Source organism: Methylobacterium fujisawaense (assembly GCF_039619325.1).
Lineage (GTDB): Bacteria > Pseudomonadota > Alphaproteobacteria > Rhizobiales > Beijerinckiaceae > Methylobacterium > Methylobacterium fujisawaense.
In genome coordinates, this window is the sequence record NZ_CP155000.1 from 2,427,286 (window position 1) to 2,439,482 (window position 12,197).

At 68.4% G+C, this 12,197-nt stretch carries 9 protein-coding genes; 5 read left to right on the forward strand and 4 right to left on the reverse strand.

Translation table 11 applies throughout. The features are described from left to right. Window positions 1–124: 124 nt before the first annotated feature. The 4 genes from ABC766_RS11495 (at window position 125) to ABC766_RS11510 (ending at window position 6,252) form a co-directional block, all read left to right on the forward strand. Window positions 125–1,933 (forward strand): hypothetical protein, encoded by a 1,809-nt coding sequence (locus ABC766_RS11495; protein WP_345822287.1) that lies wholly within the window; start codon window positions 125–127, stop codon window positions 1,931–1,933. Window positions 1,934–2,067: 134 nt separating this feature from the next. Beyond that, window positions 2,068–3,354 (forward strand): oxalate/formate MFS antiporter, encoded by a 1,287-nt coding sequence (oxlT, locus tag ABC766_RS11500; RefSeq protein WP_345822288.1) that lies wholly within the window; start codon window positions 2,068–2,070, stop codon window positions 3,352–3,354. A 146-nt stretch (window positions 3,355–3,500) separates the two neighbouring features. Further along, window positions 3,501–5,246: an oxalyl-CoA decarboxylase gene (gene oxc, locus ABC766_RS11505; protein WP_345822289.1), complete on the forward strand. Its 1,746-nt coding sequence runs from the start codon at window positions 3,501–3,503 to the stop codon at window positions 5,244–5,246. A 310-nt stretch (window positions 5,247–5,556) separates the two neighbouring features. Then, window positions 5,557–6,252 carry an esterase gene (locus tag ABC766_RS11510; RefSeq protein ID WP_345822290.1) on the forward strand — a complete coding sequence of 232 codons (696 nt, stop codon included), beginning with the start codon at window positions 5,557–5,559 and terminating at the stop codon, window positions 6,250–6,252. Between the two features lie 3 nt (window positions 6,253–6,255). Here ABC766_RS11510 and ABC766_RS11515 read toward each other — a convergent pair whose 3' ends face one another. The 3 genes from ABC766_RS11515 to ABC766_RS11525 all read right to left on the reverse strand — a co-directional run bounded on the left by ABC766_RS11515 (window position 6,256) and on the right by ABC766_RS11525 (window position 9,291). After that, a complete protein-coding gene (locus tag ABC766_RS11515) occupies window positions 6,256–7,434 on the reverse strand; it encodes an HPP family protein (protein ID WP_345822291.1) in 1,179 nt (392 codons plus the stop codon). A gap of 83 nt (window positions 7,435–7,517) precedes the next feature. Then, a complete protein-coding gene (gene frc, locus ABC766_RS11520) occupies window positions 7,518–8,768 on the reverse strand; it encodes a formyl-CoA transferase (RefSeq protein WP_043353710.1) in 1,251 nt (416 codons plus the stop codon). A gap of 55 nt (window positions 8,769–8,823) precedes the next feature. Next, the gene (locus ABC766_RS11525; RefSeq protein ID WP_374701349.1) at window positions 8,824–9,291 is read right to left on the reverse strand and encodes a PAS domain-containing protein; all 468 of its coding nucleotides are present in this window, start codon (window positions 9,289–9,291) and stop codon (window positions 8,824–8,826) included. A gap of 907 nt (window positions 9,292–10,198) precedes the next feature. Here ABC766_RS11525 and ABC766_RS11530 point away from each other — a divergent pair. Further along, window positions 10,199–11,440, forward strand: a complete 1,242-nt coding sequence (locus ABC766_RS11530) for a capsule biosynthesis protein (protein WP_342140872.1) — start codon at window positions 10,199–10,201, stop codon at window positions 11,438–11,440. Between the two features lie 48 nt (window positions 11,441–11,488). On the opposite strand, the gene ABC766_RS11535 is transcribed toward ABC766_RS11530, so the two are convergent. Then, the gene (locus ABC766_RS11535; protein ID WP_287089716.1) at window positions 11,489–12,070 is read right to left on the reverse strand and encodes a hypothetical protein; all 582 of its coding nucleotides are present in this window, start codon (window positions 12,068–12,070) and stop codon (window positions 11,489–11,491) included. Window positions 12,071–12,197 lie beyond the last annotated feature (127 nt).

Genomic DNA, 12,197 nt, shown 5'->3' on the forward strand with positions numbered 1-12,197 from the left:
GCCTCGCAGGAGGCCTCCGGACGGCCGCGCGATCCCTGGACCGCTTCTTCGAGGCTGCTGCACAGCACCTCAGGATAAGAGGGATCGATCGGACAGGCCGCGTCATGCCACGGCGGTTGCGCTCGTGACCGTCGCGGCGGGGCAGGCTCCCGATGCGGCCATCATCGGCCCGTGGAACCCCGGCGTCCGATCCGATCTGCCGTCCGCCTTCCTGCCGCTGGTGACCGTCTACCGGTCCGAGCACGTCGAGACGCCGCTGCGCGACGCCCTGGATCTGAGCGACCTCTGCGGACTGCCGGCCCGCCAGCTCAGCCGGTTCCGGGCCCGCCGCCTCGTCGTCCACGAGGTGCTGATCCGCGTGATGTCGGACCTGTCCGTGCCGGTCGGTGCGGTCTATGCCGATCTCGGCGTGAACTTCCGGGCCATCGTGTCCACGATCCTGCGCGAGGGCATCGAGCCCCGCCTCAGTGAGATCGAAGCAGCCCTCGCCCAGATCCGCGCCGAAGCAGACGCGCTGCTCGATCGTGAGGTCGCCGCCATCCTCGACGAGACGCCGGCCCCGCCGCCGCTCGAGCCGCGCTGGCTCGATAGGCTCCTCGGACGCCGCCCCCCGGCGGTCGTGGCCCCGCGCGAGGATCTCGCGACCCGGTCCCTGCGTCATCTCGAGACTTGGCAGCGGCGCGCCGCCGAATCCGGCGACGGCCTTGAGATCGCCGCCTGCGAGGCCCTGCGCAGCGTGGTGTCCGGCCTCATCGCGCGGCAGAACACCTTGATCCGCGACGGATCCCTCATGCGGACCATCGCCGGTACGCTGGTCTCGAACGGCTACGGCAGCCGCCGCATCGGCGAGCTGATCGAGCCCTGGATCGCCGCAGTGGTGGAGGCGCATGGCTATCGCCGGCTGGCGCCGCAGGACTACCCGGTGGTGATGAACGTGAAAGGGGCGTCGGCCTCCGGCAAGAGCACGATCCGTCCCTACCAGCTCGGCCTCGCCAGACGTCTCGGCATGGCGTGGTCGGACTTCGCGGTGATCACACCCGACGTCTGGCGCAAGTACCTCCTCGACTACGACAGCCTGGGCGAAGCCTCCCGCTATGCCGGGACACTGACCGGCTACGAGGTCGAGATCATCGACATGAAGCTCGACCGCTACGTCACCCGCAAGGCGGCCGAGCGGCGGATCTCGAACCTGCTCATCGACCGGTTTCGGTTCGACAGCTTCCAGGCCGAGGCCGGCTCTGACGGCGGCGGCCAGTTGCTCACCCGGTTCGGCGACCGGGTCTACATGCAGTTCATGGTCACGCCCCCAGCCGACACCGTCGAGCGGGCATGGAAGCGGGGCGAGATGTTCGGCCGCTACAAGGCGGTGGAGGACCTGCTGGCGCACAACGTCGAGGCCTATACCGGCATGCCGCGCCTGTTCTTCAACTGGGCGCTCTCGCGCGACAAGCAGGTGGTCTGCGAGTTCCTCGACAACAGCGTGCCGCTGGGCGAGCGCCCGCGCACCATCGCGTTCTGGGCCGACGGGATCCTCAACATCCTCGACGTGAAAGGGCTGATCGACATCGACCGGTTTCGGAAGGTCGACATCTTCGCCCGCGGTCCCGAGGCGGTGTTCAAGGGCGCCGACCTTTCGGCATCCGCCAACACCACCTTCCTGCGCGAATGCCTGCGCCGGATGGCGATCGTCCGCTTCGTTCAGGCCGAGACCGGCCGTGCCTTCCTGCGCCTCGATCGCGGACGGATCACCGCGCTGGATCCGGCCACCCTGGCGGCGGTGAAGGCGGGTCCGGACTGGGAGGCGGCCTGCGCGGTCATCGGCTTCCCGGCCGATCCGACCGCGATTCCCACGCTCGATGAAACGCTGCACCCAACCGACGCGCCGACGCTCGGTGCCTGGGGCCCGATTCCTCCGCCGGAGGAAACGGAATAATATCGCCGCCCTGACAGTTCATCCCGTCCGTCTCAGGCTGGTATATTGCATACCTAGAACGGATGTGCATGATCGTCGGTGCACGAGAGACGCCGCCACAGCAAGGCCGCGCCGCCCAAGAGAGAGGCTCAGGGATGGAACGCCAGGATTCGCCGTCGGCGAAATGGTGGCAGCTCGCCTTCGGCGTGATCTGCATGGCCATGATCGCCAACCTCCAATACGGTTGGACGTTGTTCGTGGACCCGATCGACCAGCGCTACCACTGGGGACGCGCGGCGATCCAGCTCGCCTTCACGCTGTTCGTCGCCACCGAGACCTGGCTGGTCCCGGTCGAGGCGTGGTTCGTCGACCGCTACGGCCCGAAGATCGTGGTCGCGTTCGGCGGCGTGATGATCGCCCTCGCCTGGACGATCAACGCCTACGCCGACAGCCTGGCGATGCTCTATCTCGGCGCCGTCATCGCCGGCATCGGTGCGGGCTCGGTCTACGGCACCTGCGTGGGCAACGCGCTCAAGTGGTTCCCGCATCGCCGCGGCCTCGCCGCCGGTGCCACCGCGGCCGGCTTCGGCGCGGGTGCCGCCATCACGGTGGTACCGATCGCCCGCATGATCGCGTCGAGCGGTTACCAGGACGCCTTCCTGTATTTCGGCATCGGTCAGGGCGCCGTGGTCCTCGCGCTCGCCTTCCTGCTGCGCAAGCCGTCGACCAACTCGCCGGTCCAGCGCAAGAGCACCCGCCTGCCGCAGACCAAGGTCGACCGCAGCCCCCGCGAGGCGGTGCGCACCCCGGTCTTCTGGGTGATGTACGCCATGTTCGTGATGGTCGCCTCTGGCGGCCTGATGGCGGCGGCGCAGATCGCCCCGATCGCCCACGACTTCCAGGTGGCCGGCGTGCCGGTGAGCCTGTTCGGCCTCCAGATGGCGGCGCTGACACTGGCGATCTCGCTCGACCGGATCTTCGACGGGTTCGGGCGGCCGTTCTTCGGCTACGTCTCCGACAACATCGGCCGCGAGAACACGATGTTCATCGCCTTCTCGACGGCTGCGCTGGCGGTGATCGTGCTGCTGACCTACGGTCACATCCCGATGGTCTTCGTGCTGGCCACCGCGGTGTATTTCGGGGTGTTCGGCGAGATCTACTCGCTGTTCCCGGCAACCTGCGGCGACACGTTCGGCTCCAAGTACGCCGCCAGCAATGCCGGCCTGCTCTACACCGCCAAGGGCACCGCGGCGTTCCTCGTCCCCTTCGCCAGCATCCTGTCGGCGGCCTACGGCTGGTCGGCGGTGTTCACGCTGATCATCGTGCTCAACGTGACGGCGGCGGCGATGGCGATGTTCGTCCTGCGCCCGATGCGGGCCCGCTACCTCGCCGCGGAGGAGCATCCCGCGGCGCTCGGCGCCCACCCGATCCGGGCGGCCTGAGCGCCCCCCGCCCCACGACGTCGCCCGAGCGACGCCCAGCCTTCACGGATCTCCCGCCCTCCCCTCCTCGGGGAGCGTGGGGGATCCCCCGCCAGCCGGCGCCCAGAGCCGCCCGTACCGATACCGATCCTCCGGGAGAAACCGTGATGACCGCACTCGCCAAGATCGTCCACACCGCCCCCGAGGTCGAGGCAGAGCCCGAGCTGACCGACGGCTTCCACCTCGTCATCGACGCGCTCAAGCTCAACGGCATCGAGACGATCTACGGTGTCCCGGGCATCCCGATCACCGATCTCGGCCGCATGGCCCAGGCCGAGGGGATGCGGGTGATCTCGTTCCGCCACGAGCAGCACGCCGGCAACGCCGCGGCGATCGCGGGCTTCCTTACCCAGAAGCCGGGCATCTGCCTCACGGTCTCGGCCCCGGGCTTCCTGAACGGCCTGACCGCCCTCGCCAACGCCACCACCAACTGCTTCCCGATGATCCTGATCTCGGGTTCCTCCGAGCGCGAGATCGTCGACCTGCAGCAGGGCGACTACGAGGAGATGGACCAGCTCGCCATCGCCAAGCCCCTGTGCAAGGCGGCCTTCCGGGTTCTGCATGCGGCCGATATCGGCATCGGCGTCGCCCGCGCCATCCGCGCCGCCTGCTCGGGCCGGCCGGGCGGCGTCTACCTGGACCTGCCCGCCAAGCTGTTCTCCCAGGTGATGGACGCCGAGGCCGGCCAGAAGTCGCTGGTCAAGGTGATCGATCCGGCCCCGGCCCAGCACCCCGCCCCCGAGGCGATCGCCCGGGCGCTCGACGTCCTGAAATCCGCCAAGCGGCCGCTGATCGTGCTCGGCAAGGGCGCCGCCTACGCCCAGGCCGACGCGGCGATCCGCAGCCTCGTGGAGACCAGCGGCATCCCCTACGTGCCGATGAGCATGGCCAAGGGCCTCCTGCCCGACACCCACCCGCTCTCGGCCGGCGCGGCGCGCTCGACGGCGCTGAAGGACTCGGACGTGGTGCTGCTGATCGGTGCCCGGCTGAACTGGCTGCTGTCGCACGGCAAGGGCAAGAGCTGGGGCGAGCCCGGTTCGACCAAGTTCATCCAGATCGACATCGAACCCCGCGAGATGGATTCGAACGTCGAGATCGTCGCGCCGGTGGTCGGCGACATCGCCTCCTGCGTGCAGGCGCTGCTCGACGGCATGGGCCAGGGCTGGCAGCAGCCTCCCTCCGACTGGATCGAGACGCTCAAAACCAAGCGCGAGGCCAACGTCGCCAAGATGGCGCCGAAGCTCATGAGCAACGCCTCGCCGATGAACTTCCACGCGGCGCTCGGTGCGCTCCGCACCATCGTCAAGGAGCGGCCGGACGCGATCCTGGTCAACGAGGGCGCCAACACCCTCGACCTTGCCCGGGGCATCATCGACATGTACCAGCCGCGCAAGCGCCTGGATGTCGGCACCTGGGGCATCATGGGCATCGGCATGGGCTTCGCGGTCGCGGCGGCCGTCGAGACCGGCAAGCCGGTCCTCTGCGTCGAAGGCGACAGCGCCTTCGGCTTCTCCGGCATGGAGGTCGAGACCATCTGCCGGTACGGGCTGCCGGTCTGCATCGTCGTGTTCAACAACAACGGCATCTACCGCGGCACCGACACGGATCCGACCGGCCGCGATCCCGCCACGACGGTGTTCGTGCCGGATTCCCGCTACGACAAGATGATGGAAGCCTTCGGTGGCGTCGGCTACCACGTCACCACGCCGGACGAGCTGACCCGCGCGGTCAACGAGGCGATGAACTCGGGCCGCCCGGCCCTGGTCAACGCCGTCATCGACCCGGCGGCCGGCAGCGAGAGCGGCAACATCGGCAGCCTCAACCCGCAGAGCGGCATCAAGAAGAAGAAGTGAGGGCGGCGGGCCCCTGAAGCCCGCAACCGGGATGTCTGCACGCCGGCCGGATCGCTCAGCGGTCCGGCCGTTCATGACTGCGCGGCACGCTTCGAGGCCGAGCCGCGGGTCCCCTCTCCCGTGCGGGAGAGGGACAGGGTGAGGGAACAGGTCCGTCCGGAAAGGGCGCGACCGGGACGCGCCTCAATGACGTGCTCGTCCTGAGAGTTCTCGCCCCTCACCCCAGCCCACTCCCGCACGGGAAAGGGAGTCTGGCGCCGCTGGCAAGCCACACAACGCGAATCCAACACCGATCCGACGAGTTCCTGCGATGATCGATCCCGACCTCGCCGGCCGCCTGCACTTTCGCCACCGACTGCCCGGCGGCGAACCCCTTCCGCCGGGCAGGCATGACCTCGGCCTCTTCGCCGAGCGCGACGCGGTGCTGGTGGTTCCCGAGGGCCTCGATCCGCGCCGGCCCTGCCGGCTCGTGGTTCTGTTCCACGGCGGCGGCGGCAGTGCCGAGCGCATCCTGCCAATGCTGGAGGCGCATGCCCGCGCAGCGCGCTTCCTGCTCCTCGTGCCGCAATCCCTCTTCCCGACCTGGGACATCGTCATCGCCGGCCACGGGCCGGACCGCGAGAGGGTCGCGACGGCACTGGCGCACGTGGCGGACCGGTTCCTGCTCGATCCGGGGCGGCTCTGCTTCGCCGGCCATTCCGACGGTGGAAGCTACACCCTCTCGCTGGGGCTCGCGAACGGCGATGTGGCGAGTCACCTGATCGTCTCGTCGGCCGGGTTTCTGTCGGTCCATCTGCAGGTCGGCGCACCGCGCATCTTCCTGTCGCACGGGACGCAGGATGAGCAGATCCCGATCGACCGGAGCGCCCGGATCCACGTGCCGACGCTGCGCGAGGCCGGCTATCCGGTCACCTATGTCGAGTATGACGGGCCGCACGCCCATCAGCCGGCCGTGGTGGCCCGGGCAGTGGACTTCTTCTTGAGCGATCCGCCCGACGGCGTGTGAGCGTCAGGCCAGAGCGGTACGGGCCGAGGCGCGGGCGCGGACCGGTGCCTCGGGCGCGTCGGCTTCGGACAACAGCGCCGGGATGAGGTCCGTCTGCGAGACGATCCCGACCAGACGGCCGTCGGCGTCGACCACCGGCAGGTGGTGCAGCCCCGCCTCCGACATCCGCGGCACCAGCACGGCGATGGGTGTGTCGGGACCGACGGGCTCGACCGCGCTCATGATGTCGGCGGCGCAGCCATGGGGTGCGCGGCCCCGCTCGGCCGTGAGCCGCAGGCGGCGGCCGAGGCCGAGGCGCGGCCCGGACCGGTCCCAGGCGGCCTTGTCGAGAAGATCCGTCTGCGTGACGATGCCGAGGACGCGTGCCCCCTCGTCGGTCACCGGAAGCGCCTTGATCCGGTGCCTGCGCAGCAGCCGCAACGCCTCAGCCAGCGGCGCGTCCGGCGCCACCGCGATCACGTCGCGCGACATGATCGCCGCGCAGGTGATCGGACTCGAGAGGCGGCCGTAGACCCGCATCTGCACGCGCCGCAGGATCTGCTCCAGGTCGCTCCGGTCGACGTCGAGGAGCTGGTCGAAATCCTCCAGCGCGGCGTCGAGGTCCGAGGCCCGGAAGCCCACCCGGGCGCCGGAGGGCGGATCGGCCGTTCTGGGACCCGCCGGGCGCAGATGCGGGTAGGCGCGCCCCGTCAGGTTGTTGAACAGCAGGGCGGTCGTCAGCAGCAGCAGCGAATTGGCCGCGACCGGCCAGAGCACGAAGCCGTAGCCCAGCTCGCGGATCGCCGGGCCGCCGAGAACGGCCGTCAGCGCCACGGCACCGCTCGGCGGGTGCAGGCAGCGCAGGGCCATCATCAGGGCGATCGCAACCCCGATGGCGCTGGATGCCGCCACGAACGGATCGGCGATCCACGCCCCCGCCGTGACGCCCACGAGTGCCGCCACGATGTTGCCGCCGAGGATCGACCAGGGCTGCGCCAGGGGGCTCGCGGGCACCGCGAAGAGCAGCACCGCCGAGGCCCCCATCGGGGCGATCAGGACAGGCAGCGCCTCGGAGCCCAGGGCGGCGCGGCAGACGAGGCCGGTCGCCAGGATGCCCGCCAGGGCACCGGCGGCGGAGCGCAGGCGCTCACGCTTGCTGATCGGGGTCAGCTCCGGCAGGAAACGGCTCAGGAATGCGCGCATCGGATCCGGGGCTCGCACATGAAAAGGACGGCGCTGGGTGAGCGCCGTCCTGTCTCAGGAACGCTGAGGTCGGGCGCTGTCTATCAGACCGCGCGAGCCTCGTGCATCGCCCGGATCTGCTCCGGCGAGTAACCGAGGTCTGCGAGCACCTCATCGGTGTGCTCGCCGAGCAGCGGCGACGCCTTCACCTCGACCTTCATGTCGGAGAACTTGATCGGGCTCCCGACAGTCAGGTACTTGCCGAGCTTCGGGTGCGCCACCTCGACGACGGTGCCGCTCTCGCGCAGGGACTTGTCCTCGGCGATCTCCTTCATCGACAGCACCGGCGCGCAGGGAATGTCGTAGGTGCGCAGGATGTCCACCGCCTCGAACTTGGTCTTGTCGGCGAGCCACTCCTCGATCGTCTTGAAGATGTCGAAGATCTTGTCCTGGCGCGCCCGGGCGGTGTTGTAGCCCGGATCGGTGATCCACTCCTCCTTGCCGAGCGCCTTGCAGATCGGCGCCCAGGCATGACCTTGGATCGTGAAGTAGATGTAGGCGTTCGGGTCGGTCTCCCAGCCCTTGCACTTCAGCACCCAGCCCGGCTGGCCGCCGCCGCCGGCGTTGCCGCCCCGCGGCACCACGTCGGAGAACTCGCCGTGGGGGTACTGCGGGTACTCCTCGAGGTAGCCGAGGGCGTCGAGGCGCTGCTGGTCGCGCAGCTTCACGCGGCAGAGGTTGATCACCGAGTCCTGCATCGACACGGCGACCTTCTGGCCTTTGCCGGTCTTGTTCTTCTGGTGAAGCGCCGTGAGGATGCCGATGGCGAGGTGCATGCCGGTGTTGGAATCCCCCAGCGCGGCGGCGCTGACGGTGGGCGGACCGTCCCAGAAGCCCGTGGTCGAGGCGGCGCCGCCCGCGCACTGGGCGACGTTCTCATAGACCTTCAGGTCCTCATAGTGGTGGCCGTCCGAGAAGCCCTTCACCGAGGCGAGGATCATGCCCGGGTTCAGCTCCTGGATGCGGGCCCAGGAGAAGCCCATCCGGTCGAGGGCGCCGGGGCCGAAATTCTCGACCATGACGTCGGAGTCTTGAATGAGCTTCTCGAGGACTTCCTTGCCGGCCTGGGTCTTGGTGTCGAGGGTGAGCGAGCGCTTGTTGGAGTTCAGCATCGTGAAGTAGAGCGCGTCCGCGTCCTCGACGTGGCGCAGCTGGGTCCGGGTCACGTCGCCGGCGCCGGGACGCTCGACCTTGATCACGTCGGCGCCGAACCAGGCGAGCAGCTGCGTGCAGGCCGGCCCCGCCTGGACGTGCGTGAAGTCGATGATCTTGATGCCTTCCAGCGGCTTGCTCATGGGGCGTTCTCCCTGTGCGGTTTGGTGATCGGGACCTTCGGATCGTCCGGCGGGCTCATGGCGCCCGGCGGGCCGGATCCGAGGAAGCTTCGAGTTCGGCCACGCGTTGGCGCAGGCGCTTCTCCTCGGCCCAGCGCTCGGTCTCGTCGCGGATCACGGCGACGATCCCGGTCACCCGGTCGGAGGCGTCCCGCACCATCCCCACTGTGAAGGCGATGGAGAGCTGGCGGCCGTCCTTGTGGAGCGCCGGCACCCTCAGGGTCTCCGCCCCGTAGCGGGTGACGCCGGTGCGCATGGTCTTGGCATAGCCGTCCCAGTGGCGGCGCCGGTGCCGCTCGGGGGTGATCAGATCGAGACTCTGCCCCAGCGCCTCGGCGGCGCTGAAGCCGAAGATGCGCTCGGCGGCGGCGTTCCAGACGGTGATGGCGCCGTCCGGATCGGACACCACCACGGCGTCTCCGATAGCCCTGACGAAGTCGGCGAGATCGGAACCGTTACGCTCCGCCTGCGCCAAGCCCGTCACCGGCGACATCCGGCCAACGGGCCAGGGATGAGGCGGATTGCAGAAGTCCGAAGCTGCGTCATCCGCGGCCACCCTCCCTGAACGTCGCCCGAAAGAGCGGCGTTAAAATTCCAGTCCGGTCTTGCCAAGGAACCGTGACCAGCCCTTTCATTGGTATTTGGTATGCCAAATGGGGAATTCCGTCAACGCCTGCGGTGACAGGTGGAACTTTTCTTCAACTCGATCCCGAGAGACGCGGCCCCTGACGGAATGCCGGCGGGCGGTCTCGACACGGGCCGAGCAGCCCGGCATTTCGCCCCGGGCCTTCCGAACGCGATCGCATTCGCCACGCCGATGATCGCCGTTCAGGATGTCGGGCCCCGGGCTCGACGATCAGATATGTCTACGGGTATCGACAGTATTTCCTGAATGAGTGCGCCGCGTCTCACTCTGCTCGCCTCGATTACGACTTTAATCTCGGACCGCAACGATTGATGGATCGTCACGCCGAATGATTTCCGTATCGGCTTTTATCGGAAGCTGTTCATAAGTGACGGGATCTCCGCCGACGCGTCATAGATCCGGCGCCTTAGCGCAGGTTTTCCGTAGCGAGATCGGCTTGAGCGCGGCTTCGTGTGACTCCGACAGAACGCGGGCACCACCATGGCCACGCATTCCGCGAGGACGACCGGGCGGCTGGATCCGGCAGACTGCCTCCGGCCCGACGGCGATGTGGTCATCGATGGCATGCACGGATTCCATCGGACTAGGCCGCGCCGCGACGCGCGCGGCGGCGACGCCGAGGCATCCATAACGACATGCTTTTGCCGTCTCCCCGTGCGAGAGGCGACCGGCGTGCGGATTGCGGCGCGGTCATGATCCCGGTGACGGGTCGACCTTCTAGGCCGGGAGGGCCGGGAATCAGACCATGAATATGGAGATCCGGAAGGCAGAGGGACAGCCGGTTACGTCTGCCGACCGTCAACAGGCGGTCACTGAGTCGCTTCGGCAGATCGCGCGCATGTCGCGCTTCGCCGATCGCAAGAAGGGGATCCGATCCTATCACGTCCAGACCAAGAACGACCCCTGGATCCCGGTCCTGTTCGTGCTCTGTTTCATCCTGCCGGCCTTGGCCGGTGCCGTCTATTACGGCTTGATCGCGTCGAATCGCTACGTCACCGAAGCACGCTTCGCGATCCGACCGGCTCTCGGCTCGTCCGACAAGACATCCTCCGAAACCGGGGGAACCGCTTCCGGCACGTCGAACCAGATGGTGGCGCAGGATACACAGATCACGCGCGAGTTCATCCTCAGCCGGCCGATGCTGGAGATCCTCGAGGGGCAGTTACCGCTGCGCCAGTGGTTCAGCAGCGATTCGATCGATTACTTTTCACGGTTCGATCCCGAAAAGCCGATCGAGAAGTTCGTCCGCTATTGGAAGCGGCGCGTCGGCGTCGAGGTCGAAGGCGGCTCCGGGATCATGTCCGTCACGGTCGAGGCCTTCGATCCGGACGAATCGCTTGCCATTGCCAAGGCCGTCATGAAGGAGGCCGAGCGCAAGGTGAACGACCTCAGCGTCAAGTCGCGCGAGGACGCCGTGGCGGAGAGCGCGCGCGAACTCCGTCTTGCCGAAGAGCGCATGACCAAGATCCGCCTCGCCATGCGCGACCTGCGCAACCGCGAAGGTGTGCTGGACGCCCAGAAGACGAATGACATCAATATCAAGATGATCGCGGAGCTGCGGGCATCCCGCATCAACCTCGCGGTCCAGCTCGCGATCGGCCAGCGCGACCTCGGTCCCGATTCGCGCCGGATCATGGATCTGAAGCAGCAGATCAAGGATATCGACGACAACATCGCCCGGATCGAGCGGCAATCCGCCAGCCAGGATCCCGATCAGAAGCGGCTGCTGTCCGACGCGTTGACGCGGTTCGAGATCCTGGAGAACGACCGGAAGAATGCCGAGAAATACTACCAGCAAGTGCTGACCGCCTACGAGCGCGCCCGCATCATCTCGGCCCGGCAGATCGAGTTCTTCAGCCCGATCGTCGAGCCCGTGAAAGCGGAATCGTCGACCGAACCGCGGCGGCTCCTGATGATCGGCCTGATCATGGCGGGCGCCGGAATCCTGTTTGGAGCCTCGATGTTCGCCCGGAAGATGATGACCTGACCCACGCCCGCCCCGCGGACTTGCCCGGGGCGGATACGTATCCTCGCCTCAGCGGGTGGACCGGGCGGCCGGGCCGATCGTACCGCCGGTCCAGCCCTGTGCCCGCCAATCCTCGGCGCGCTCGTCGATGTCGATCGAACCGGCTTGATCCAGAATGGCGAGGACGCGCTCGCCCCGCGACTCGTCGGCCCGAACGGTGACCAGAGTGCCGCCCCGTCGCACGCCTTCCGCATAGGTCTCGGCCTCGTCGGCGCTGAGACCCGCCGCCGTCAGGCCGCCGATCAGCCCTCCGGCCGCGGCGCCGACCCCGGCGCCCGTGACGGCGGCTACGAGCCAGCCCGCCGCAACCACCGGTCCGAGCCCGGGGATGGCCAGCAGCCCGAGGCCGGCGAGCAGCCCCGCGCCACCGCCCAACACCGTCCCGAACGTCGCCCCGGTGCCCGCCGACTCCGCCGCGTCCGATGGGTGGGGCACGGCGGAACCGGGCGCGTGCGTTTCAGCGGGTGAGTCGGGGCGGTTCGCGACAATGCTGATCTCGGCATGGGGGATGCCGGCAGCTTCCAGCCGGTCCACCGCGTCTGCAGCGGCCTCGTATCGGTCGAACAGGGCGGTCAAGATGCGGACGGCCATCGGATCCTCCCGGACATACCCGGGTCGGAGCCCGGAGACGTGGCGACATCGCGGAAAGCCCGCAAGGGGCTCGGACGGGTCCTCATCAAGCGCTTGCGGCAGCCCCGGTTCCCGGCACAGCCCGCCA